The sequence below is a fragment of the Streptomyces sodiiphilus genome (assembly GCF_039529215.1).
Classification (GTDB): domain Bacteria; phylum Actinomycetota; class Actinomycetes; order Streptomycetales; family Streptomycetaceae; genus Streptomyces; species Streptomyces sodiiphilus.
In genome coordinates this window covers 1-23,632 of sequence record NZ_BAAAMJ010000089.1, presented here as the reverse complement: position 1 = coordinate 23,632, position 23,632 = coordinate 1, and the positions used below count along the sequence as shown (strand labels likewise).

The window sequence follows — 23,632 nt, the reverse complement described above, 5'->3', positions numbered from 1 at the left end:
CCGGCGCACCGGGCCGGGGCCGGAGCGCTGCCCGGAGGGCCGGGCGCCCCGGAGGGCGCGGGTCGTGCCGGTGACGTCTCGCAGCCGGGACGGACCGACGGCACACCAAGGAGCCCGGCCGGCCCCCGGCCTCCGGAGGTGCCACCGAAGCCTGACCACCCGCCGCCCGTGGCCGGCGCCACCCAGGTCCCGGCCCCCCGGTCGCCGGCCGACAGCCGGTACCCCGCGCCGGGGCCGTACCCGGGCCCACCGCGTACCGGTGGCCCCGGCCCGGTACGCCCGGAGGCGACGCGACGGCAGGCGCCTCCCCCGGTGCGGCCGACGGCACCCCCCGGGATTCCACTGCCGGACCCGGCCGCACAGAGCGGCGCCGAGGGCCCTGTGGTCCCCCCGCGCCCGGCACACCCCCCGGGGCCCCCGCAGGCGGGCGGAACCGTGCGTCCCCGGCGGCCCGGCGATCCGGTGACGACGGGAAGCGGCGGTCCGGATCACCGGCCGGAGCACGAGCCGGTGGCGACCGCACCGGCCCCCGTGCGGCACGGCGAGCGGTTGGCGCCGCCCTGTCCCCGGTGCCAGGCGAGCAATCCGTTCGACCGCACGCTGTGCCGCCGCTGCGGCGCCGTGCTCACCATCCGGTCGGCGGCCGACCGGCACCAGCAACTGCCGTGGTGGCGGCGGGTGTTCCGGCGCGACGCGGACCGCTCGCTCACGGTGGGCAGCCGCCCCGGCCAGCGGCGGCGGCGCCCCCGCCTGCTGCTGCCGCTGATCCTGGTGCTGCTGCTCCTCGCGGGGTGGCTGGCGCGCGAACAGATCGCGGATGGCTTCGCGGCGCTGCGGGACCGGATCTCGGATCCGGAGGCGCTGCGCCCGCTCGAGGTCGGAGCGTCGAGCGAGCACAAGGACCATCCGGCGAGCGCCGCCTTCGACGGCTTCCACAACCGCTACTGGGCGCCCAAGGTGCCCGGCCCGGGCAGTGGCGAGCATCTGGAGGCGCTGTTCGAGAACCCGGTGAGGCTGCACACCCTGCTGGTGATTCCGGGCAGCTCCGTCAACCAGGACGAGTTCCTCTCCCAGGCGCGGCCCGCCGCCCTGACCGTGACGCTGGTGGACGCCGAGGGCGACAGGACCGACCACCGGATCGTGCTCCGGGACGAGCCCGGGCAGCAGACCTTCGAGGTGAGCGGCCGGGACATCATCGGGGTCCGCCTCACCGTCGACGAGGCGCACGGCACGGCACCGGACCGCCACGTGGCCGTTGCCGAGGTGGAGTTCTTCGGCCGCCGCTAGTGCTCCGAGCAGGCTTCCGCCGGAGCTCCGCCCGCCGGAAGGGGCACGCCCGGTCTGCGCTCGGGACACCGCTCCGGACACAGCCCTGAGGATCACGCAAAGCAGCGGCACGTTGCTCGGAGGGAAGGCCCGGGGAGCCTCGCGGGAGCAGGCTGAGCTGCCGCAACCGGCCCCCGGGCCGTCCCCGCCCGGCGGTGACCCGCCTGCCACGACATCACGGTAAGAAGGCTGTGGAGTTCCCTTTCGGGCTCGAAAGGCCTCACGGCAGGGCGCCGGGGGAAGCATGCGGACATGAACCTCGATCCGGTCCGCATCGTCGCCACCCTGGCCGGCCACGGCCTGTGGGGGCTGACGGTGCTGCTCCTCGCCTTCCTGTGCCTGGTGGGGCTGCTGCTCGGTGCCCTGACCCTCGGCGGGAACCTGCTGCGCCTCCGGCGCGGCGACACCGGGAAGCACGGAGGCGAGCCCGGCGGGATGCCGGCCGGCCTCGCGTCCTTCGAGTGGGAGGAGGCGCCGGCACACGAGCGAACCCCCGCGGAGGAGGCGGGAACGCGGACACCGCTTGTCTCACGGCGTTCCTCGCTTCCGTGAATACCTCGCGGACACTCTGCCCTGCGACAGGAACGGCACGCCGGGGCCCCCGAACGGGGCAGACCTTGCTCTTCGCGGGTTCAGGTGCCGGGCCCTGCTCCCGGGACAACCGGTCGTGGGAGAGGGCGTAGTCCTGATAGGACACGATCATGAATGCCGAAGCGCTGACGCCGATGGCCCGCCTGCTGGCGGAGCGGGCCGTCGAACGCCTGATCCTCGAGTTCGTCCGCAGGCTCGACCTCGGAGACCCTCGCACGGTGGCAGATCTCTTCACCCCCGACGGGATCTGGGAATGGGCCCATGACGGCCGCCGCGTGGAAGGCCGCGACGCTCTGCGCGACTACTTCGGGGCCCGTCCCGCGGACCGTCTCTCGCGTCGGATGTGCACCAACATCCTGGTGACCGTGGATTCGGCCGTCTCCGCCTCCGCCACGACGTACTTCGCGACCTACCGGGTGGACGGGTACACCGAGGGGGCCCTCGTGCCGGCCAGGCTCCCGGCGAACGTGGGGCACTACGAGGACACGTTCCGCAGGACGGACGGAACCTGGCTGCTGACCAGAAGAAGGCTCGTCGTGCCGTTCGGTGGGGCGACGGAGCGGATCCGGCCGGCCGACGACGGTGCCGGCCGGGCCAGGCCATGACCGGACGGGTCGTCCGGCACGGTGGTCCGTGGGGCGGATTGGTCACCCATCGCCCTCCAGGTCGCCCTCCGTCTCCAGGTACGCCTCACGGAGCGCTTCGAGCACCGCGGGATCCGGCTTCGCCCACATCCCACGGGACTCCGCCTCCAGCAGCCGCTCGGCGATGCCGTGCAGGGCCCAGGGGTTGGCCTCCTGCAGGAACGCGCGGTTGTCCGGGTCCAGGACATAGGTCTCGGTGAGCTTGTCGTACATCCAGTCGGCGACCACGCCCGTGGTGGCGTCGTAGCCGAACAGGTAGTCCACGGTCGCCGCGAGTTCGAAGGCGCCCTTGTAGCCGTGCCGGCGCATCGCCTCGATCCAGCGGGGGTTGACCACGCGGGCCCGGAAGACGCGGGAGGTCTCCTCGACAAGGGTGCGGGTGCGGACCGTCTCGGGGCGGGTGGAGTCGCCGATGTACGCCTCGGGGGCCGTGCCGCGCAGGGCCCGGACGGTGGCGACCATGCCGCCGTGGTACTGGAAGTAGTCGTCGGAGTCGGCGATGTCGTGCTCGCGGGTGTCCGTGTTCTTGGCGGCCACGGCGATGCGCCGGTAGGCCGTCTCCATCTCCTCGCGGGCCGGACGGCCGTCGAGCTCCCGGCCGTAGGCGTAGCCTCCCCAGACGGTGTAGACCTCGGCGAGATCGGCGTCGGTGCGCCAGTCACGGGAGTCGATCAGCTGAAGCAGCCCGGCGCCGTACGTACCGGGACGGGACCCGAAGATCCGTGTGGTGGCCCTGCGTTCGTCACCGTGGGCCGCGATGTCGGCCCGGACGTGGGCGCGGACGTGGTTGGCCTCCGGCGGCTCGTCCAGGGAGGCCGCCAGCCGTACGGCGTCGTCGAGCAGGGCCACGGTGTGCGGGAACGCGTCGCGGAAGAAGCCCGAGATGCGCAGGGTCACATCGATGCGGGGGCGGCCCAGTTCTTCCTGGAGGACGGGTTCCAGACCGGTCACGCGGCGGGACGCGTCGTCCCACACGGGGCGGATGCCGAGCAGGGCCAGCGCCTCGGCCACGTCGTCCCCGGCCGTGCGCATCGCGCTGGTGCCCCACAGGGACAGGCCGACGGACGTGGGCCACTGCCCGTTGTCGGTGCGGTAGCGCTCCAGGAGGGAGTCGGCCAGGGCCTGTCCGGTCTCCCAGGCGAGCCGGGAGGGAACGGCCTTGGGGTCCACCGAGTAGAAGTTCCGTCCCGTCGGAAGGACGTTGACCAGGCCGCGCAGCGGCGACCCCGAGGGGCCGGCCGGGACGTAGCCGCCGGCCAGGGCGTGCACCAGGTTGTCGAGTTCGCCGGTGGTGGCCGCGAGGCGCGGCACCACTTCGCGGGCGGCGAACTCCAGGATCGCGGCGACCTGCTCACCGTGCTCCGCGGGGACGGCCGCCGGGTCCCAGCCCGCGTCCTCCATCGCCTGAACCAGGGTCCGGGCCCGCTCCTCGGCCTCGTCCGCGCCCGTGCGTGTCGCGGCGGACTCGTCCAGGCCGAGTGCTTCGCGCAGTCCGGGAAGGGCCGTGGTGCCGCCCCAGATCTGGCGGGCGCGGAGGATGGCGAGGACCAGGTTGACCCGGTCGGCGCCGCGCGGCGGGCTGCCCAGGACGTGCAGGCCGTCACGGATCTGGGCGTCCTTGACCTCGCACAGCCAGCCGTCGACGTGCAGGAGGAAGTCGTCGAAGCCGTCGTCGTCGGGGCGGTCCTCCAGGCCGAGGTCGTGGTCGAGGCGGGCGGCCTGGATGAGGGTCCAGATCTGGGCCCGGATCGCCGGGAGCTTGGCCGGGTCCATGGAGGAGATCTGGGCGTACTCGTCGAGGAGTTGCTCCAGGCGCGCGATGTCCCCGTAGGAGTCGGCGCGGGCCATCGGGGGGACCAGGTGGTCGACGAGCACGGCGTGGACGCGGCGTTTGGCCTGGGTGCCTTCTCCGGGGTCGTTGACCAGGAAGGGATAGACGAGCGGGAGGTCGCCGAGCGCGGCGTCCGGGCCGCAGGCGGCGGACAGGCCGGCGTTCTTGCCCGGCAGCCACTCCAGGTTGCCGTGCTTGCCGAGGTGGATCATCGCGTCCGCGCCGAAGCCGCCGTCCTCGGCCGGGGCGGCGATCCAGCGGTAGGCGGCCAGATAGTGGTGCGACGGCGGCAGGTCGGGGTCGTGGTAGATCGCGATCGGGTTCTGGCCGAAGCCCCGCGGGGGCTGGATGAGGACGAGCAGGTTGCCGAAGCGGAGAGCGGCGAGAACGATGTCGCCCTCGGGGTTGTGGCTGCGGTCGACGAACAGCTCGCCCGGTGCCGGGCCCCAGTGCTCCTCGACGGCGGTGCGCAGTTCCTCCGGGAGGGTGGCGTACCAGCGGCGGTAGTCGGCCGCCGGGATGCGGACCGGATTGCGTGCCAGCTGCTCCTCGGTGAGCCAGTCCTGGTCGTGGCCGCCCGCCTCGATCAGTGCCCGGATCAGCTCGTCACCGTCGCCGGAGACCAGGCCGGGGACATCCGCGTCGCCGAAGTCGTACCCCTCGTCCCGCAGCCGGCGCAGCAGGGCCACCGCGCTGGCGGAGGTGTCCAGGCCGACCGCGTTGCCGATGCGCGAGTGCTTGGTCGGGTAGGCGGACAGGACGAGCGCCAGCCGCTTGTGTGCGGGCGGCACATGGCGCAGCCGGGCCTGACGGACGGCGATGCCCGCGACGCGGGCGGCACGCTCCCGGTCGGCGGCGTACACCGGAAGGCCGTCGGCGTCGATCTCCTTGAAGGAGAACGGCACGGTGATCAGGCGCCCGTCGAACTCCGGCACGGCGATCTGGCTCGCGGCGTCCAGCGGGGAGACGCCCTCGTCGTTGTCCTCCCAGGCGGCGCGCGAGCCGGTCAGGCACAGCGCCTGGAGAATCGGCACATCGAGGGCGGTGAGCGCGCCCGCGTCCCAGCTCTCGTCGTCGCCCCCCGCGGACGCCTCGGCGGGGCGGGTGCCGCCGGCGGCGAGAACAGTGGTGATCATCACGTCGGCGGCCCGGAGGGCGTCGATCAGCCCGGGCTCGGGGGCCCGCAGCGAGGCCACGTACAGAGGGAGCGGACGGCCGCCCGCGTCCTCGATCGCCTCGCACAGGGCGTCCACGAAGGCGGTGTTGCCGCTCATGTGATGGGCCCGGTAGTAGAGCACGGCGACGGCCGGACCGGTGACGCCGTCGCGGGGCGTGCGCTCCAGCCGGCCCCAGGTGGGCGCGGGGGCGGGGGCGTCGAAGCCGTGGCCGGTGAGCAGCACGGTGTCGGAGAGGAAGCGGGCCAGGTGTTCCAGGTTGGCCGGGCCCCCGTGGGCGAGATAGGCATGAGCCTCGGCGGCGATGCCGACGGGAACGGTGGAGGCGGCCATGAGCTGGGCGTCCGGGGCCTGTTCACCGGTCAGGACGACCACGGGGCGGCCGTCGGCGAGCAACAGGTCGAGGCCGTCCTGCCAAGCCCGGATGCCGCCGAGGAGGCGCACGACGACCAGATCGACGCCGTCGAGAAGGGCCGGGAGGTCTTCCGCGGCGAGCCGGGACGGGTTGGCGAACCGGTAGGGCACCGGGCCACCGGCCGATCGGGCGCTGAGCAGATCGGTGTCGGACGTCGACAGCAGAAGAATCATGGGACGCAGGGCCTTCCTCGGGGTCCGCGCCCCGGGCAGTGATGGTGGCCCCCTGCCGCAGCGCAGCCGGGAGCCCGGAAGGGAGTTCCTGGCTCACCCAGCCCTTGAGAGCGGGATCACAGTGGCGGGACCGCGCCGGATTCACACCGGGCTTCCTCCCCTGTCGCCGGTGAGGGCGACTGCGGACCGGCTGGTCCGCCATGAGGAATGGTAAGGGACGCCCTGCCGGGGCGGGGCATACTCGTGCAGAAGGCCGTGGGTATGCTCGCGGCCATGTCCACGGCTCCCCGCTCTTCCTCGCCCCCGGCCGCACCGGCCGGCCGGAACCGTGGTGACGCCTGCCCGGGGTCGCTGCGGCTGCACGCCGCGGACGACGGCGCGCTGGCCCGCGTCCGGGTTCCCGGTGGTGTGCTGACGGCCGGCCGGGCGGAGGCGCTCGCGGAGGCGGCGCTGCGGCTGGGCGACGGTGAGCTGCATCTGACCTCGCGCGGGAACGTGCAGCTGCGGGGGCTGCGGGACGGGTGCGGGGCCGAGCTGGCCGGGCTGCTGGAGGCGGCCGGGCTTCTTCCCTCGCGTGCGCACGAGCGGGTGCGCAACATCGTCGCCTCGCCGCTGTCCGGTCTCGACGGACGCGGCTACCGCGACGTCCGGCCCTGGCTGACGGCTCTCGACGAGGCGTTGTGCCGGAGCCGGAAGGCACGGGCGCTGTCGGGGCGTTTCCTGTTCGCGCTCGACGACGGCCGCGGTGACGTGGCCGGGCTCGGTGCCGACGTGACGGTGCGGGCGGTCTCCGGCGGCGGCGCGCTGCTCGGCCTGGGCCGCTCGGGCGAGGCTTGGCTGATACCCGGTCAGGAGGCCTCCCGCGCGGCGCTGGTGGCCGCGGAGATCTTTGTGGACCTGGCCGGAGCGAGCGGTACACAGGTCTGGCGTGTGGACGAACTTTTTTCCTGCGGAACCGAGTTGCCGGCCCGGGTGCGGGAGGCACTGACGGCGGGCGGGATCGCCGTCGCGGTCCGGGACGCCGGCCGACCGGGCGCTGCCGGGGGGCCGTCGCCGGGCGTCGTGGGCGAGGCCGCCGCCGTCGCGGTGCACGCTCCGCTCGGACGCCTCACGGCTCTCCAGTGGCGGGAACTGACGCGTCTGGCGTCGCTGGCGCCGGCCGGCGAACTGCGCCTCACCCCGTGGCGCGGCGTCGTCGTGCCCACCGCGGGCATGGGGTCGAAGCGGGTGGCCGAATGGCTCGGCCGGCTCCTGGCCGCCGGTCTGGTCACCGGTCCCGGCTCCCCCTGGCTGCGGGTCGGCGCCTGCATCGGCCGGCCCGGCTGCGCCCGGTCCCTGGCCGACGTGCGGAAGGACGCGGCAAGGGCTCTGGGCGCGGTCCCCGCCCAGGGCCCGCCCCTGTACTGGTCCGGATGCGAGCGCCGCTGCGGCCGGCCGCCGGGCGACCGGATCGATGCCGTCGCCGTGCCGGGCGGCGGCTACCGGCTCTCCACTACCGGGCCGGACGGAGCGGCACACAGCACCTTCCTGGACGACCCCTCACGTCTTGCCGCCGCCCTGGCGGAGATCACCCCCTGAACCGGATCCCGACCGAGAGCAGCGAGAACCACCGTGACCACGTACGACTACGAAAAGGACGGCGCGGCCATCTACCGCCAGTCCTTCGCCACCATCCGCGCGGAGGCGGACCTCGCGGCCCTGCCCGCCGGGGTCCGCCAGGTCGCGGTCCGGATGATCCACGCCTGCGGGATGGTTGACCTCGTGCGGGACCTGGCCTGTTCGCCCGAGGTGGTGGCGCGGGCCCGCGAGGCCCTGCGGGCCGGCGCACCCATCCTGTGCGACGTCCACATGGTGGCCAGCGGCGTGACCCGCAAGAGGCTGCCCGCCGGGAACGACGTGGTGTGCACGCTCTCCGACCCGTCCGTCCCGGCGCTGGCGGACCGGCTCGGCACCACGCGCAGCGCCGCCGCGCTGGAGCTGTGGCGGGACCGTCTGCAGGGAGCCGTGGTCGCCGTCGGCAACGCGCCCACCGCGCTCTTCCGGCTGCTGGAGATGATCGAGGAGGGCGCGCCGCGGCCGGCGGCCGTCATCGGCGTCCCGGTCGGATTCATCGGCGCCGCGGAGTCCAAGGACGCCCTCGCCGGGCACCCGTCCGGGCTGGAGCACCTGGTGGTGCGCGGCCGCCGCGGGGGCAGCGCCATGGCCGCCGCCGCGCTCAACGCGATCGCGAGTGAGGAAGAGTGAGCGGCAAACTGTACGGGGTGGGGCTCGGTCCCGGCGACCCCTCCCTGATGACGGTACGGGCGGTCGAGGTCATCGCCTCGGCCGATGTGATCGCCTACCACAGTGCCCGGCACGGCCGGTCCATCGCCCGCTCGATCGCGGCCGGGCACATCCGGGAGGACCACATCGAGGAGCGGCTGGTCTACCCGGTGACGACGGAGACCACCGACCACCCGGGCGGCTACCAGGGAGCGATCGAGGAGTTCTACACCGAGGCGGCGGCCCGGCTGGCCGCCCACCTGGACGCGGGGCGCACCGTCGCCGTCCTCGCCGAGGGCGATCCGCTGTTCTACGGCTCCTACATGCACATGCACAAGCGGCTCGCCGGGAGCTACGACACCGAGGTCGTTCCCGGGGTCACCTCCGTGTCGGCCGCGGCTGCCCGGCTGGGTGCCCCGCTGGCCGAGGGCGAGGAGGTGCTGACCATCCTGCCGGGGACGCTGCCCGAGGAGGAACTGACGGCCCGGCTCGCCTCCACGGACGCGGCCGTGGTGATGAAGCTGGGCCGGACCTTTCCCAAGGTCCGGCAGGCGCTGCAAAGTTCGGGACGGCTGGACGAGGCGCGGTACGTCGAGCGGGCCACCATGGCCGGGGAGCGGGTCGGCGGCCTGGCGGAGGTGGACGCGGAGTCCGTGCCGTACTTCTCGGTGGCCGTCCTGCCGAGCCGGGCGGGCGCCGGACGGCCGGCGCGGGAGCGGGGCGAGGTGGTCGTGGTCGGCACCGGGCCCGCCGGTCCGCTGTGGCTGACGCCCGAGACGCGGGGGGCCCTCGCCTCGGCCGACGATCTGGTCGGTTACACCACCTACCTGGACCGCGTGCCGCGTCGCCCGGGTCAGCGCCGGCACGGCTCGGACAACCGGGTGGAGTCGGAGCGTGCCGCGTTCGCCCTGGACCTGGCCCGGCGCGGGCGGCGGGTCGCGGTGGTCTCCGGCGGGGATCCGGGCATCTTCGCCATGGCCACGGCCGTGCTGGAGGTCGCCTCGCAGCCGGAGTACCTGGACGTGCCGGTGCGGGTGCTTCCGGGCGTGACCGCCGCCAGTGCCGCCGCCGCCCGCGCGGGCGCCCCGCTCGGGCACGACTGGGCGGCCGTCTCCCTGTCCGACCGGCTCAAGCCGTGGGAGGTCATCGCCACGCGGCTGCGCGCGGCGGCCTCGGCGGACCTGGTGCTGGCTCTGTACAACCCGGGGTCGCGCAGCCGCACCTGGCAGGTGGGCAAGGCCCGGGAGCTGCTGCTGGAGCACCGGGCGCCGGACACCCCCGTGGTGGTGGCGCGGGACGTGGGCGGCAGCGGCGAGAGTGTGCGGACCGTGCGGCTGGCCGACCTGGACCCTGCCGAGGTGGACATGCGCACGATCCTGCTGGTCGGCTCCTCGCAGACGCGGGCCGTGCGGCGGGGCAACGGCGAGGAGACCGTCTGGACGCCGCGCCGGTACCCGGGGGCGTGAGCGGGGCGGGGCTCTGCCGCCCCGCCGGGGCCCCTCCCGTCGGTCAGCCCTCCAGCCGCGCCCTGATCCAGTCGGCTGCCTCCTCCGGTCCCGGCACGACCGGGATGCCGCCGGGGACCGGGGGCCGGCGGACGACGATCACGGGCAGAGCGGCCTCGCGCGCGGCGGTCAGCTTCGGCGCGGTGGCGGCTCCCCCGCTGTCCTTGGTGACGAGCACGTCGACGCGGTGGCGGCGCAGCAGCTCGCGTTCCCCCTCCAGGGTGAAGGGGCCGCGGTCGAGCAGCAGCGTCATACGGGCCGGGTGCGCGGTCCGCGGCTCCTCCACCGCTCGCACGAGGAACCACAGGTCGTCCAGGCCGGCGAATGCGGCCAGGCCGGTGCGTCCGGTGGTGAGGAAGACCCGCCGGCCGAGTGCGGGCAGCAGCCGTGCGGCGTCCGGCAGGGAGTCGGCCCGGTGCCAGTCGTCACCCTCGACGGGCACCCAGCCGGGGCGCCGCAGGGCGAGCAGGGGAACATGGGCGGTGGCGGCCGCCCGTGCGGCATGAAAACTGATCGTCCCGGCGAAAGGGTGGGTGGCGTCGATGAGAGCGTCGGTCCGGTGTTCGCGCAGCCACGCGGTCAGCCCTTCCGTCCCGCCGAAACCTCCGATGCGCACCTCGCCCGACGGCAGCCGGGGCCCGGCGACCCGGCCGGCCAGCGAACTGGTCAGTTCCAGGCCCGGTGTGCCGTGCAGCATTCCGGCCAGCAGGCGGGCTTCCATGGTCCCGCCGAGTATCAGTACGCGCATGGGAGTCCGGATCCGTTCATGAGCAGCGAAACACCCCAGGCCCAGCGGGCGAAGGGCGGCCGCGGTGCCCAGCTGGAGCGCAGTGGCCTGCGGCCGGGCTGGACCACCGGGGCGTGTGCGACGGCGGCCACCACGGCGGCGTACACCGCCCTGCTGACCGGGGAGTTCCCCGACCCGGTGACGATCACGCTGCCCAGGGGGCAGGCCCCGGCGTTCGCGCTGGCCACCGAGGAACTGACGGGGACGTCCGCGACGGCGGGGGTCGTGAAGGACGCGGGCGACGACCCGGACGTCACGCACGGGGCGCTGGTGCGGTCCACGGTGCGGCGGCTGCCCGCCGGGGCCGGCGTGGTCTTCCGGGCCGGCCCCGGGGTCGGGACGGTCACCCGGCCCGGACTCCCCCTGCCCGTCGGCGAGCCGGCCGTCAACCCGGTGCCCCGGCAGATGATGCGCGAGCACGTCGCCCGGGTCGCCGCACTGTGCGGCGGCAGCGGTGACGTGGAGATCACCGTGTCCGTCGACGACGGCGAGGAGATCGCACGCTCGACGTGGAACCCGCGGCTGGGCATTCTCGGCGGCCTGTCCATCCTCGGCACCACGGGGGTCGTGGTGCCGTACTCCTGCTCGGCGTGGATCGACTCGATCAGGCGGGGGGTCGATGTGGCCCGGGCGGCGGGGCGGACCCATGTCGCCGGGTGCACCGGCGCGACCTCGGAGCGGACGGTGGTGGCCGAGTACCGGCTCCCCGAGAACGCCCTGCTCGACATGGGCGACTTCGCGGGCGCGGTCCTCAAGTACATCCGGCGCCACCCGGTTCCCCGCCTGACCGTCTGCGGCGGCTTCGCCAAGCTGTCCAAACTGGCTGCCGGCCACCTGGACCTGCACTCCGCCCGCTCCCAGGTGGACAAGGGCTTCCTGGCCGGGCTGGCCGGGCGCGCCGGCGCGGACGAGGCGCTGGCCGCCGAGGTGGCCGCCGCCAACACCGGCCTCGGCGCACTGCAGTTGTGCATGTCCGCCGGGGTGCCGCTCGGTGACCTGGTCGCCACGGCCGCCCGCGACCGGGCCCTGGCGGTGCTGCGCGGGGCACCGGTCGCCGTCGACGTGATGTGCATCGACCGGGCGGGCGCGGTGGTGGGCCGCAGTGCGGTGGCCTGACCGGGCCGCCGCGTCCCGAGCCGCGCGGGAATCACGGCGCGGGCTGCCCGGTGTCCGGTGCGGCGGCGCCCGTGGACGGCACCGGCTCCGGCTCAGCAGGCATGGCGCTCCCGCTCCGGGGAGTAGAGGTGGCTGTCGCGGAACTCCCGCGCGCCCAGTGTGCGGCCGACCATGATCACGGCGGTCCGCACCACCCCGGCCTCCTTCACCTGCCCGGCGATGGTGTCGAGCGTGCCGCGGATGATCACTTCGTCCGGGCGGGAGGCATAGGCGACGACCGCGGCGGGGCAGTCGGCGCCGTAGTGCGGCAGCAGTTCGCCGGCCACCCGGTCCACGTACCGGGCCGCCAGGTGCAGCACGATCAGCGCGCCGCTGCGGCCGAGGGTCGCCAGGTCCTCGCCCTCGGGCATGGCGGTCGCCCGCTGGGCGACCCGGGTGAGGATCACCGTCTGCCCGACGGCCGGCACGGTCAGTTCACGCTTGAGGGACGCGGCCGCGGCGGCGAAGGCCGGGACCCCCGGAACCACCTCGTACGGCACTCCGGCCGCGTCCAGCCGGCGCATCTGCTCGGCCACCGCGCTGAACACCGACGGGTCACCGGAGTGCAGCCGGGCCACGTCGTGGCCCTCCTCGTGGGCACGGACCAGCTCGGCGGTGATCTCGTCGAGGTTGAGCTGCGCGGTGTCCACCAGCTTGGCGTCCGGGGGGCACTCGGCCAGCAGTTCGCGCGGCACCAGGCTGCCCGCGTACAGACAGACCCGGCAGGCGGCGAGCGTGCGCGCGCCACGCACCGTGATCAGGTCGGCGGCACCCGGCCCGGCACCGATGAAGTACACGGTCATCTGTCTGCTCCTGTGAGGTTGTCCGGCTTCGGGGACGTCTTCTGCACGGCCCACTGGGTGACCGGCATCGCCTGCCGCCACCCGGTGAAACCGCCCACTGGCGCGGCATGGGCCACCGCGAGCCGCACCAGGTCGCCGCCGTACCGCCGGTGGCCGCCTGCCAGCACCGCCTCCGACTCCAGCGTCACGGTGTTGGCCACCAGCCGCCCCCCGTCGGGCAGGGCCTGCCAGCAGGCGTCCAGCAGGCCTGGCGCGGTCAGCCCGCCGCCGATGAACACGGCGTCGGGGGACGGCAGTCCGGCCAGTGCGGCGGGGGCGGCACCGGTGACGACCCGCAGTCCGGGCACACCGAGCCGGCCGGCGTTGCGGGCGATGCGCTCGGCCCTCCGGGGATCACGTTCCACGGTGACCGCGCGGCACGAGGGGTGGGTGCGCATCCATTCGATGGCGACCGAACCCGAGCCGCCACCGATGTCCCACAGCAGTTCACCGGGCCCGGGGGCGAGCGCACCGAGTGTGGCGGCGCGGACGTGCCGCTTGGTGAGCTGGCCGTCGTGTTCGTAGGCCTCGTCCGGGAGGCCCGGTACGGCGCCGAGCCGCAGGGCGTCCGGGGCGCGGCGGCATTCGACGGCGACGAGGTTGAGGGGATCGCCGGGCGGGTCCCGCCAGTCGTCGGCGGAGGTGACGGCACTCACGCGTTCGGCGGGTCCGCCGAGCTGTTCGAGGACCCGCATCCGGCTCGGGCCGAAGCCGCGGTCGCGCAGCAGCGCGGCGATCGCGGCGGGGGCCGCGGCGTCCGGGCCGAGGACGAGGAGGCGCCGGCCCTCGTGCAGGGCGGCGGCGAGCCGGGCGGCGGGCCGGCCGACGAGTGTGACGACCTCGGTCTCCTCCTGCGGCCAGCCCAGGCGGGCGGCGGCGTAGGAGACGGAGGAGGGGTGCGGGAGGACGCGGGGGGCGGCGCCGGCCTGCTCGGCGACGGCGCGTCCGATGCCGTAGAACATGGGGTCCCCGCTGGCCAGTACGGCGATCCGGCGGCCGGAGTGCGCGGTGAGCAGGGCGGGAACGGCCGGGCGCAGCGGCGAGGGCCAGGCGATCCGCTCCCCCGCGCACTCCGCCGTCAGCAGCTCCAGCTGGCGCGGTGCTCCGATCAGGACCTCGGCCTCGCGCAGCGCGGTGCGTGAGGCGCCGGGGAGTCCTTCCCAGCCGTCGGCCCCGATCCCGACCACGGTCACGGCGGCGGGCGTTGCTGGTCGGGCGGGGGTCACTGCGCGGGTACCTCGTGATTCAGGGGCAACAGGCGCACTCTACTGGGCGGTGACCGGTGCGCCTGCGCCCGGGTGCGCCCGGCCGGTTTCCCGCGGGCGCCGGTCAGGTGCAGGAGGGGCACAGCCCCCGGTAGGTGATCTCGGCCTCGGAGACCGTGAAGCCGAACCGTTCCTCCGCGGGAAGGTCCGCCACCGGGTTGCCGGTGGGGTGGACGTCGCGGACGGTGCCGCAGCCGGAGCAGACCAGGTGCTGGTGCGGCCGGTGCGCGTTGGGGTCGTAGCGCTTGGCCCGGCCGTCCGTGGAAACCTCGATGACTTCGCCGAGGGACACCAGTTCCCCCAGGGTGTTGTAGACCGTCGCCCGGGAGATCTCCGGCAGTCGCCGTGTCGCACGGACGTGCACTTCGTCGGCCGTGAGGTGGACGTGGTCACCGTCGAGGACCTCGGCGATGACACGGCGCTGGGAGGTCATCCGCCAGCCACGCTCCCGCAGTCGTTCCAGCAGGTCACTCATGTCGGTTCACCCATTCGGTCAAGGCGGGGCCCCGGCGCGCCGGGACGGCGGGCATCCGGGACCGATCGGACAGGGGCTTGGGGCCCATCTTGACTTGGACTGAGTCCATTGTAGGATCAGCTCCGGCGATAGCCAAGGGTCGGAAGAAGACCCCGGCGCGGCAGACACGCGGACGTGATGGGCCGGCCCGAGGACTCCTGCGGTGCGGGAGGGCGGGTGCGGGCCGGCCACGTCGCGCTGCCGGGGCCGGGGCACACCACCGGGGCCCGGTGTCCCGGCCGTTCCACCATCCGCAGTTGCCGAGCAGCGTGATCCGCCTGGGCCGGAAGGATTCCCATGACAGAGAACCACGACGCGATCGTCGTAGACCCGAAGACGGAGGAGCAGGGCGGCTGCCCCGTCGCGCACGGGCGCGCCCCGCACCCGACACAGGGCGGCGGAAACCGCCAGTGGTGGCCGGACCGGCTCAACCTGAAGATCCTCGCCAAGAACCCCGCCGTGGCCAACCCCCTCGGTGAGGATTTCGACTACGCCGAGGCGTTCTCCTCCCTCGACCTCCCGGCCGTCAAGCGGGACATCGCGGAGGTGCTGACGACCTCGCAGGACTGGTGGCCGGCCGACTTCGGCCACTACGGCCCCTTCATCGTCCGGATGGCGTGGCACAGCGCGGGCACCTACCGCATCAGCGACGGCCGCGGCGGCGCCGGGGCCGGGCAGCAGCGCTTCGCCCCCCTCAACAGCTGGCCGGACAACGCCAACCTCGACAAGGCCCGTCGTCTGCTGTGGCCGGTCAAGAAGAAGTACGGCCAGTCGCTGTCCTGGGCCGACCTGATGATCCTGGCCGGAAACGTCGCCCTGGAGTCGATGGGCTTCGAGACGTTCGGCTTCGCCGGCGGCCGTGAGGACGTCTGGGAGCCCGAGGAGGACGTCTACTGGGGCCCGGAGACCACCTGGCTGGAGGACGGGCGCTACAGCGGGGACCGGGAACTGGAGAACCCGCTGGGCGCCGTCCAGATGGGCCTCATCTACGTCAACCCCGAGGGCCCGAACAGCAACCCGGACCCGATCGCCGCCGCCCGCGACATCCGTGAGACGTTCCGCCGGATGGCGATGAACGACGAGGAGACGGTCGCGCTCATCGCCGGCGGCCACACCTTCGGCAAGACCCATGGCGCGGGCCCGGCCGACAACGTCGGACCGGACCCCGAGGCCGCCTCCCTGGAGGAGCAGGGCATGGGCTGGAGGAACTCCTTCGGCACCGGCAAGGGCGGCGACACGATCACCAGTGGCCTGGAGGGCATCTGGACGCCCACCCCGGTGGCGTGGGACAACACCTTCTTCGAGACACTGTTCGCCTACGAGTGGGAGCTGTTCAAGAGCCCGGCCGGCGCGCACCAGTGGCGGCCGAAGGACGGCGCCGGGGCGGGGACCGTGCCCGACGCCCACGACCCGTCGAAGACGCATGCCCCGACCATGCTGACGACCGACCTCTCGCTGCGGTTCGACCCGGTCTACGAGCAGATCTCGCGGCGCTTCCTGGAGAACCCCCAGGAGTTCGCGGACGCCTTCGCCCGCGCGTGGTTCAAGCTGACCCACCGCGACATGGGCCCGATCGCGCGCTACCTGGGCCCCGAGGTCCCCTCCGAGACGCTGATCTGGCAGGACCCGCTTCCCGAGGCGACCCACGAGCCCGTCGACGACCAGGACATCGCCTCCTTGAAGGAGCAGGTCCTCGCCTCGGGCCTGACGGTGCCGCAGCTGGTGTCCGCCGCGTGGGCGTCGGCCTCCTCCTACCGCGGCAGCGACATGCGCGGCGGCGCCAACGGCGCGCGCATCCGCCTGGAGCCGCAGCGCGCCTGGGAGGTCAACGACCCCGAGCAGCTCGCGACGGTGCTGAGCACCCTGGAAGGGGTGCAGGAGTCGTTCAACTCCGCACAGACCGGCAACAAGCGGGTCTCGCTCGCCGATCTGATCGTGCTCGCCGGCTGCGCCGCCGTCGAGAAGGCCGCCCATGATGCCGGGCACGACATCCGGGTTCCCTTCACGCCGGGCCGTGTGGACGCCTCGCAGGAACAGACCGACGTGGAGTCGTTCGCCGCCCTGGAGCCGTCCGCCGACGGGTTCCGCAACTACCTCGGCAAGGGCAGCCGGCTGCCGGCGGAGTACCTGCTGCTGGACCGGGCGAACCTGCTGACCCTGAGCGCCCCGGAGATGACGGTCCTGGTGGGCGGTCTGCGGGTGCTGGGCGCGAACACGCAGCAGTCGCCGCACGGGGTGTTCACCGGCACCCCGGGGAAGCTGACCAACGACTTCTTCGTCAACCTGCTCGACCTGGGCACGACGTGGAAGGCCACCTCCGAGGACGCCACCGCGTTCGAGGGCCGCGACGCGGCCACGGGCGAGGTCAAGTGGACCGGCACCCGGGCCGACCTCGTCTTCGGGTCGAACTCGGAGCTGCGCGCGCTCGCGGAGGTCTACGCGAGCGATGACGCGAAGGAGAAGTTCGTGCAGGACTTCGTCGCCGCGTGGGACAAGGTCATGAACCTGGACCGGTTCGACCTCGCCTGACGCAGCGGGTCCGGGCCGGCCTCCGCGGCCGGCCCGGACCTCCGGCGATTCGCCCGGCGACGGTTCTCAGACGGCGGACCAGCCGTCGTCGACCGCGATCACCGCGCCGTTGATGCTGCTCGCCGCGTCCGAGGCGAGGAACACGATCACCGCCGCCTGCTCCTCGGGCTCGGCGAGGCGGCCGATGTTGCCCATGAGGGGCATGAGGGTGTCGGGACCGTGCCCTTCGAACCCGAGGCCGGACGTGATGGCCGTCCTGGTTCCTCCGGGCGCCACGGCGTTGGCCCGGATGCCGGACGTGCGGTACATCACGGCGAGAGACTTGGTCAGGCCCACGATGCCGTGCTTGGAGGCCGTGTAAGCGGCGCCCGCGGCGCTGCCCCGCAGGCTCGCCTCCGAGCCGACGTTGACGATCGCGCCCTTCCCGCGTTCCAGCATGTGCGGCAGCACCGCGCGGGTCAGCCGGAACGGCGCCGTCAGGTTGATCCGGATCACCCGCTCCCACTCGGCGTCCGTGACGTCGGCCGGCGCGGTCATGGCGTCCATGATCCCGGCATTGTTGACCAGGACGTCCACGCCCCCGAAGGCGTCCAGCGCCTTCGCGACGACCTCCCCGACGACCGTCTGCTCGCTCAGGTCCCCCACCACCGCCACCGCGGTGCCCCCCGCGGCGGTGATCTCCTCCACCACCGTGCGCGCGCCCTCGGCGTCCAGGTCGGCCACCACCACCCGCGCCCCCTCGGCCGCGAACTTCAGGGCGGTCGCGCGCCCGATCCCGGCGCCCCCGCCTGTGACGATCACGCTGCTGCTGTCGAGTCCGCTGCCGCTCATTCCACTCACTCCTGCCGTAGCCTCTGGCACACTGCGCCAGGATGGCATGTCGTGCCAATAAGTCCGCCGCCTCTACCGTAGACCACGCGAACGGGAGGAGATGGGGTGCCGAGCGACAGAAGAGCGGCGGGCACTGCCCCGCGCACCGGCCGGCCGCCGCTGAGCGAACGACGCAGAGCCGTGACGAGGAACGAGATCGCGCGTGCCGCCGTCCGTCTGTTCTCCGAACGCGGAGTGGCCGGCACATCGGTCGAGGACATCGCCGTCGAGGCCGGGGTCTCGCTGCGCACCTTCTGGCGCTACTCGTCCGGCAAGGAGAGCTGCGTCCGGCCCCTGCTCACCACGGGTACGGGTCTCATGGCGCGCGCCTTGGAGGACTGGCGCCCCGGCGACGATGTGAGCGGGATCGTCGACGAGGTGTGGCACGCCACCGACGAGGCCGTCACGGATCTTCCCACCGTACTCGCCCTGGTGCGCCTGGCCCAGCGCGAACCGGGGCTGCGCGCGGTCTGGCTGCAGGCCCACGACGACGCCGAGGCCGCGTTCGCCGGCGCGCTGGCCCGCGCCACCGGACGGCCGGTGGACGACCTGCGGGTCGGCGTGCGAGCGGCCATGATCAACAGTGCTCTGCGGGCCGCCGTCGAGTACCACGCCCGGCGCACCGCCGACAGCGACGACGATGCCGAGGGCCTGGCCGACGCCATGCGCGAGGCGCTGCGGACCGCGGTCGGCGGCCTGGCCTGACCGGGTCCCGGGCTCACCTCCCCCGCCGGAGGAGAAGTCCGGGCGCGGGATCCCGCGAACTCCTCCCCCGGTGACAACAGCTCAGTTAATCTGCAGGCTGGCCAGTTCTGTGCCAAGGCGCACCGCGGCATGTCCACTCATGACGCCAACGGCCGGATCATCTACTGCAAGGAACGCCCGGAGGACGGCTACCTGCGCTGGAACTACTCCTAGATCGCAGGACCCTCGCACTCACCACAGGCGGACAGCCGGACCGGGGGCCGGATGGGAGGGCAGCACCACTTCGCCACGCTGCGGGCGGCTGCCGTCCTGGCCTCTCAGACCCAGCAGCATGTCCACCGCCGTGCGGCCGGTTTCCCCGGACGGGCCGGCCAGGGTGGTCAGCGGGGGTGAGCCGGGCCGGTCGTGCGGTGTACACCGTGGGGCGGCGTCCGGTTTCCCACCCTTCGCCACTGTTCCATACATCCCGTTACTGTTCGGACAGGTGTTTGGTGAATGCTGCCGGGGGCACGTGCAGGGGACCACCCCGCAGGGGGAGACAGCTGCACCGGCACCACGGGAGACCGGCGCAGCGGACGGAAAACACACCGCGTCCCGCACCGAGGAGCACGCCATGATCACCATCGGGGTGGAGGAGGAGTTCCTTCTTCTGGATCCGGACAGCGGGCTGCCGGTGCCACGGGCGGAGAAGGTGCGGGCGGTGGCCGGCCTGCAGCCCGCTCTGGACAACTGGGAGATCCAGCCGGAACTGCTGCAGACGCAGGTGGAGACCGCCACACCGGTCTGCGGGACCCTGGAGGAGGTCGGCGGGCATCTGCTGCGCCTGCGTCACTCGCTCGGCGCCGCGGCGGAGGAGGCCGGATGCCGGATCGTCGCCTCCGGATCCGCGCCCGTCCTGTCCGCCTCCCCCTCCCCCGTCACCGACTCCCCCCGCTACCGCGCGATGCACACCGAGGCTCCGCGGCTGGTGGACGAGCAGCTGATCTGCGGCATGCACGTGCACGCGGCGGTGCCCGGGCGCGACGCGGCGGTGCGGGTGCTGAGCCGGCTGCGGCCGTGGCTGCCCCTGCTCACCGCGATGTCGGCCAATTCCCCCCTGTGGGAGGGAGCCGATACCGGTTTCGCCAGCTGGCGCACCGTGGTCTTCAGCCGCTGGCCGGTCAGCGGGCCTCCCCCGCTGTTCCACGACGCCGCCGAGCACGACCGGCGCGTCGAGGAGCTTCTGGCCACCGGCGTCGTCCGGGACCGCGGCCAGCTGTACTGGCAGGCCCGGATCTCCGAGCGCTTCCCCACCGTCGAGCTACGCGCCACGGATGTGCAGCTGCGCGTGGACGACGCCGTCATGCTCACCGGAATCGTCCGGGCCCTGGTCGCCACGGCACTGCGCGAGGAAGAGGCAGGACGGCCGCTGCCCGAGGTGCCGCACGAGATCCTGTCCGTGGCCGGCTGGCACGCGGCATGCCACGGCATGAGCGGGCTCCTGGTCGGCCCGCGGAGCCACCGCCCCCGCCCGGCCGCGGAGATCGCCGGCGAGCTGGCGGACCACATCGCTCCGGCCCTGGAGGAGGCCGGGGACGCCCGTCAGGTGCTCCCCCTGGTGAAACGGCTGCTGCGCGAGGGCACCGCGGCCTGCCTGCAGCGACGGCTGCTGGACGAGGGAGGCCCACAGTCCCTGCTGCGCTCCCTCGCCGCCCGGACCACCTCCGCTCCGTGACCGGCCTCCGGGGCCGTCATCCGCGGATTCGGTCCGAGGTGTTTCCGGTGAGATGAGTGAAGACGTCATCGAGGGTCGGCCGGCACATGGCGAAGTCGGCGACCTCGACTCCGGCGTCCCGCAGCGCCGAGGCGACGTCCGCGATGTCGCCCAGTCCTTTGTCCATCTGAACGACCAGTCGCCCCTTCTCCTCGTGGACCGTGGGTGCGGTCATCAGGACCGGCCGCAGGGCCTCAAGCGCCGGTGCGAGGCCGGCTGTGCCGGAAACAGTGATCTCGAGCCATGCGCTCCCGACCCGGCTCTTGAGTTCGTCAGGTGTGCCGTCCGCGATGATCCTCCCGGAGTCCACGACCACGATCTGGTCGGCCAGGTGGTCCGCCTCCTCCAGGTATTGAGTCGTCAGCAGGACGGTGACCCCCTCCTGGACCAGTTCTCGCACCAGCGACCACAGCGCGGCACGGCTCACCGGGTCCAGACCTGTCGTGGGCTCGTCGAGGAACAGCACGGGCGGCGACGTGACCAGGCAACTGGCAAGGTCCAGCCGCCGCCGCATACCGCCCGAGTACGTGCCCACCGGACGGTGCGCGACATCCGCCAGCTCGAACCGCTCCAGCAGTTCGCTCGCGCGTCGCCGCGCCGCTCTCCGGCCGAGATGGAGCAGTGTGGCGAGAAGCACGAGGTTCTCCCAGCCGGTCAGCACCTCGTCCACGGCCGCGTACTGACCGGCGAGCCCGATCCGCCGCCGGACCTCGCGCGGCTGCTTCACGATGTCGAATCCGGCCACCTCCGCCCAGCCGCCGTCCGGCTCCACCAGGGTGGTGAGGATCTGGACGGTGGTGGTCTTGCCCGCTCCGTTGGGGCCGAGCAGCCCCAGAACGGTACCGGCGCGCACACTGAGGTCGATGCCGACCAGTGCCTCGACCCCCCGGTAGCGCTTGCGCAGACCCTCGGCACGGATTGCGCTGTTCACGGCAGGCACCACCGGTCAGCCGACCGGGTTCGCGTCTTGCTCCCGCAGACTGCGCGGCCGCATATCCGTCCAGTGCTTCTCCACGTAGGCCAGGGCCTGCTCGCGGGAGGACTCCTCCTGAGCCACCCTCCAGCCCGGAGGGTTCTGGGCGAACGTCGGCCATATGGAGTACTGACCCTCATCGTTCACCAGCACCAGAAAGGTGCCGTCCTGGTCATCGAAGGGATTGGTCATACCGAGTACCGCCTTCTCTTGACGCCGCTTCCGCATACCGACTGTGGCGCTGCTCCCTGACATCGGGCTGACAGTGCGTTCAGGCCTCCAGGCGCACGGGGAGGCCGCTGTATCCCTTGACGAAGTTCGAGTACAGCCGCTTCGGCCGGCCCAGCAGCTCGATGTGACCGACCTTCTCCCGCAGGGCAGCAAGCACCGCCTCCACGTGTGTCCTCCCGAGAAAGGCACCCAGGCAGAAATGCGGACCATAACCGAAGGCCACGTGCTTGTTGGGGTGACGGGTGAGGTCGAACCGGCAGGGATCGGTGAAGACAGCCTCGTCGAAGTTCGCCGAGCTGTTCCACAGCGTCACCACGTCTCCCGCACGCACCGTTGTGTCGCCGATCCGCACGTCGGCCAGCGCCCGGCGGCCGAAGTGCATGGCCGGCGTGGTCCACCGCAGCACCTCTTCCACCGCCGGCTCCAGACAGGCGGAGCCGTCCTTGAGCGCCTGCCACTGGTCAGAGTGCTCGGCCAGCGCGATCACCGCACCGATCGAGGACATCCGGCTGGATTCGTCACCGCCCAGGATCAGGCTGTAGCAGTTGAAAACGATCTCTTCCTCCGTGAGGGGCTCCCCGTCCACGGTCCCGGTGGCCAGCGCACTGATCACGTCCTCGCCCGGGCTTCTCCTGCGTTCCTCCACCAGCCCGGAGAAGTAGAGGAGGATCTCGTTTCGCGCCAGCCACTCCTCCTCCTCTCCGTGTTCGGCACTGGTCCGGGAGAGTGTCATCGTGTTCCAGTGCACCAGCTTCTCTCGATCCCCGTCCGGCACTCCCATCAGATCTCCGATGGTGTGGATCGGGATGTGGTCGGCGAGGTCGGCGACGAAGTCGAACGCGCCGCTGCCGACCTGCTGGGCGATCAGCTCCCGGGTCCGCCGGTGCACTCCCTCGACCACCGGGGCCAGGACGCGGGGGGAGAAGGACTTGAGCATCAGATTACGGATCGCCCGGTGGCGCGGCCCGTCGGTGACCGCGAGCATCTTGCGGGATGCCGAATCCTCCCCTTGGAGCAGTGTCGCCAGCACATTGCCCCGCTCCGAGGTGAACCGCTTGTTGTCCCGGTACACCGCGTGCACATCGGCATGGCGGGAGACGACCCAGAACGGCGGCGCTCCCCGCGTCGCGGGATGCAGGTACACGGGCCGCTCCGCGCGGAACCTGGCCCACATCGCTTGGACATCGTTGTCGATGAAGGTACGGGGATCCGTCAGGTCGTATCTTTCGAGACCAGGGGCGAGGGTGTCGTTCACAGGCAGCTTCCTCATGTCTTCAGGAGAAGGGTGTGACCGGGTGGCCCGGTATCGGAGCTCAGGAGGCCGCGGCCCGGTAGCGATGCATGCTCACCACCACCGTCACGGCGAAGACCGCACCGAGGGAGATGATGATGGCTGCCGAGGCATGGCCGGCGGGGAAGCCGGCGCCGGTGTCCACGGGGTTGCCCCACAGTTCCCGCAGAACTGTGACCACCGCGCTCACCGGGTTCCATTCGGCCACCGGACGCAGCCAGCCGGGCAGTCGGTCGACGGACTGAAAGGCGTTGGAAAGGAAGGTGAACAGCACGGTCACCAGACCCGCGATGACGTTGATGGTCTCCATGTTCCGCGAGAACATCCCCAGCACCACACCGACCCAGAGCATGGCGTACATGAAAACCGCGAGGACGGCGAAGCCGGCCAGCACGGACAGGACCCCGGTCTGCGGTCGCCAGCCGAACGCGACTCCGACAGCGGTGACGACGAGCAATCCCACCAGCCCGATGACCAGATCACCGATCGTGTGACCGGTCAGCACGGAGGACCGGGAGATCGGCAGGCTTCGGAAACGGTCCACCAATCCCCCGCGAAGGTCCATGGCCACCGCGGTCGCGGTGGGCCCGATGCCCGACAGCCCCACCTGCGCGGCCACACCGGCGAAGATGTACTCCTGATAACTTCCTCCGCCGGAGATCGACAACGAGCCCTGGAACAGATACCCGAGCACGACCAGCGAGACGAGTGGGTTCATGATGATGCCGATCAGGCGACCGGGCGCCCGGCGGAGCCGGCGGAGCCGGCGCCCCCCCCCCCCCCCCCCCCCCCCCC

21 protein-coding genes and 1 riboswitch are annotated in these 23,632 nt (G+C 72.9%); of the genes, 10 read left to right on the top strand and 11 right to left on the bottom strand.

Going from position 1 to position 23,632, the window contains the following annotated elements; genetic code table 11:
• Window positions 1-510: 510 nt before the first annotated feature.
• The 3 genes from ABD299_RS24715 to ABD299_RS24705 all read left to right on the top strand — a co-directional run bounded on the left by ABD299_RS24715 (window position 511) and on the right by ABD299_RS24705 (window position 2,522).
• Window positions 511-1,287 carry an NADase-type glycan-binding domain-containing protein gene (locus ABD299_RS24715; protein ID WP_344266955.1) on the top strand — a complete coding sequence of 259 codons (777 nt, stop codon included), beginning with the start codon at window positions 511-513 and terminating at the stop codon, window positions 1,285-1,287.
• Window positions 1,288-1,578: 291 nt separating this feature from the next.
• Entirely contained in the window at window positions 1,579-1,878 is a 300-nt protein-coding gene (locus ABD299_RS24710; protein WP_344266952.1) for a hypothetical protein, read from the top strand.
• 149 nt (window positions 1,879-2,027) lie between these two features.
• On the top strand, window positions 2,028-2,522 hold the full coding sequence (locus ABD299_RS24705; RefSeq protein WP_344266949.1) for a nuclear transport factor 2 family protein: 495 nt from the start codon (window positions 2,028-2,030) through the stop codon (window positions 2,520-2,522).
• A 42-nt stretch (window positions 2,523-2,564) separates the two neighbouring features.
• Here the strand turns inward: ABD299_RS24705 and cobN are convergent, their stop codons facing one another.
• On the bottom strand, window positions 2,565-6,155 hold the full coding sequence (gene cobN, locus ABD299_RS24700; protein WP_344266946.1) for a cobaltochelatase subunit CobN: 3,591 nt from the start codon (window positions 6,153-6,155) through the stop codon (window positions 2,565-2,567).
• A gap of 82 nt (window positions 6,156-6,237) precedes the next feature.
• Window positions 6,238-6,334: riboswitch (cobalamin riboswitch) on the bottom strand.
• A gap of 94 nt (window positions 6,335-6,428) precedes the next feature.
• Between cobN and ABD299_RS24695 the strand changes: the two genes are divergently transcribed.
• From ABD299_RS24695 to ABD299_RS24685, 3 genes are read left to right on the top strand one after another with little or no spacing between them, the layout of a single operon-like run.
• Entirely contained in the window at window positions 6,429-7,733 is a 1,305-nt protein-coding gene (locus tag ABD299_RS24695) for a cobalamin biosynthesis protein CobG (protein ID WP_344266943.1), read from the top strand.
• Window positions 7,734-7,766: 33 nt separating this feature from the next.
• Window positions 7,767-8,399, top strand: a complete 633-nt coding sequence (locus ABD299_RS24690; RefSeq protein WP_344266940.1) for a precorrin-8X methylmutase — start codon at window positions 7,767-7,769, stop codon at window positions 8,397-8,399.
• Window positions 8,396-9,883 carry a precorrin-2 C(20)-methyltransferase gene (locus ABD299_RS24685; protein WP_344266937.1) on the top strand — a complete coding sequence of 496 codons (1,488 nt, stop codon included), beginning with the start codon at window positions 8,396-8,398 and terminating at the stop codon, window positions 9,881-9,883. The genes ABD299_RS24690 and ABD299_RS24685 overlap by 4 nt, the downstream gene beginning before the upstream one ends.
• Before the next feature lie 43 nt (window positions 9,884-9,926).
• On the opposite strand, the gene ABD299_RS24680 is transcribed toward ABD299_RS24685, so the two are convergent.
• Complete coding sequence (locus ABD299_RS24680; RefSeq protein ID WP_344266934.1) at window positions 9,927-10,670, bottom strand: cobalt-precorrin-6A reductase; 744 nt, start codon at window positions 10,668-10,670, stop codon at window positions 9,927-9,929.
• Between the two features lie 18 nt (window positions 10,671-10,688).
• On the opposite strand from ABD299_RS24680, the gene ABD299_RS24675 reads away from it, so the two are divergent.
• Entirely contained in the window at window positions 10,689-11,825 is a 1,137-nt protein-coding gene (locus ABD299_RS24675; protein ID WP_344266931.1) for a cobalt-precorrin-5B (C(1))-methyltransferase, read from the top strand.
• Window positions 11,826-11,917: 92 nt separating this feature from the next.
• Here the strand turns inward: ABD299_RS24675 and cobM are convergent, their stop codons facing one another.
• From cobM to ABD299_RS24660, 3 genes are all read right to left on the bottom strand, one after another.
• Complete coding sequence (gene cobM / locus ABD299_RS24670; RefSeq protein WP_344266928.1) at window positions 11,918-12,667, bottom strand: precorrin-4 C(11)-methyltransferase; 750 nt, start codon at window positions 12,665-12,667, stop codon at window positions 11,918-11,920.
• Window positions 12,664-13,932 carry a precorrin-6y C5,15-methyltransferase (decarboxylating) subunit CbiE gene (gene cbiE, locus ABD299_RS24665; protein WP_344266925.1) on the bottom strand — a complete coding sequence of 423 codons (1,269 nt, stop codon included), beginning with the start codon at window positions 13,930-13,932 and terminating at the stop codon, window positions 12,664-12,666. Before cbiE ends, cobM begins: the two co-directional genes overlap by 4 nt.
• A 103-nt stretch (window positions 13,933-14,035) precedes the next feature.
• Window positions 14,036-14,446: a Fur family transcriptional regulator gene (locus ABD299_RS24660; protein WP_344266923.1), complete on the bottom strand. Its 411-nt coding sequence runs from the start codon at window positions 14,444-14,446 to the stop codon at window positions 14,036-14,038.
• Window positions 14,447-14,782: 336 nt separating this feature from the next.
• On the opposite strand from ABD299_RS24660, the gene katG reads away from it, so the two are divergent.
• On the top strand, window positions 14,783-17,014 hold the full coding sequence (gene katG / locus ABD299_RS24655; protein ID WP_344266920.1) for a catalase/peroxidase HPI: 2,232 nt from the start codon (window positions 14,783-14,785) through the stop codon (window positions 17,012-17,014).
• Window positions 17,015-17,080: 66 nt separating this feature from the next.
• Here the strand turns inward: katG and ABD299_RS24650 are convergent, their stop codons facing one another.
• Window positions 17,081-17,845 carry an SDR family NAD(P)-dependent oxidoreductase gene (locus ABD299_RS24650; protein ID WP_344266917.1) on the bottom strand — a complete coding sequence of 255 codons (765 nt, stop codon included), beginning with the start codon at window positions 17,843-17,845 and terminating at the stop codon, window positions 17,081-17,083.
• A 180-nt stretch (window positions 17,846-18,025) separates the two neighbouring features.
• Here ABD299_RS24650 and ABD299_RS24645 point away from each other — a divergent pair, with 180 nt between their 5' ends.
• A complete protein-coding gene (locus tag ABD299_RS24645) occupies window positions 18,026-18,589 on the top strand; it encodes a TetR/AcrR family transcriptional regulator (protein WP_344266914.1) in 564 nt (187 codons plus the stop codon).
• 231 nt (window positions 18,590-18,820) lie between these two features.
• Here the strand turns inward: ABD299_RS24645 and ABD299_RS24640 are convergent, their stop codons facing one another.
• On the bottom strand, window positions 18,821-19,054 hold the full coding sequence (locus ABD299_RS24640; RefSeq protein WP_344266911.1) for a hypothetical protein: 234 nt from the start codon (window positions 19,052-19,054) through the stop codon (window positions 18,821-18,823).
• Between the two features lie 148 nt (window positions 19,055-19,202).
• On the opposite strand from ABD299_RS24640, the gene ABD299_RS24635 reads away from it, so the two are divergent.
• On the top strand, window positions 19,203-20,303 hold the full coding sequence (locus ABD299_RS24635) for a carboxylate-amine ligase (RefSeq protein ID WP_344266908.1): 1,101 nt from the start codon (window positions 19,203-19,205) through the stop codon (window positions 20,301-20,303).
• Between the two features lie 16 nt (window positions 20,304-20,319).
• Here ABD299_RS24635 and ABD299_RS24630 read toward each other — a convergent pair whose 3' ends face one another.
• From ABD299_RS24630 to ABD299_RS24615, 4 genes are all read right to left on the bottom strand, one after another.
• On the bottom strand, window positions 20,320-21,273 hold the full coding sequence (locus tag ABD299_RS24630; RefSeq protein ID WP_344266905.1) for an ATP-binding cassette domain-containing protein: 954 nt from the start codon (window positions 21,271-21,273) through the stop codon (window positions 20,320-20,322).
• Between the two features lie 15 nt (window positions 21,274-21,288).
• Window positions 21,289-21,507, bottom strand: a complete 219-nt coding sequence (locus ABD299_RS24625) for an MbtH family protein (RefSeq protein ID WP_344266902.1) — start codon at window positions 21,505-21,507, stop codon at window positions 21,289-21,291.
• Window positions 21,508-21,586: 79 nt separating this feature from the next.
• Window positions 21,587-22,816 (bottom strand): cytochrome P450, encoded by a 1,230-nt coding sequence (locus tag ABD299_RS24620; RefSeq protein ID WP_344266899.1) that lies wholly within the window; start codon window positions 22,814-22,816, stop codon window positions 21,587-21,589.
• Window positions 22,817-22,859: 43 nt separating this feature from the next.
• Window positions 22,860-23,632: ABC transporter permease (locus ABD299_RS24615; protein ID WP_344266896.1), on the bottom strand; the 773-nt coding region annotated here is incomplete at its 5' end.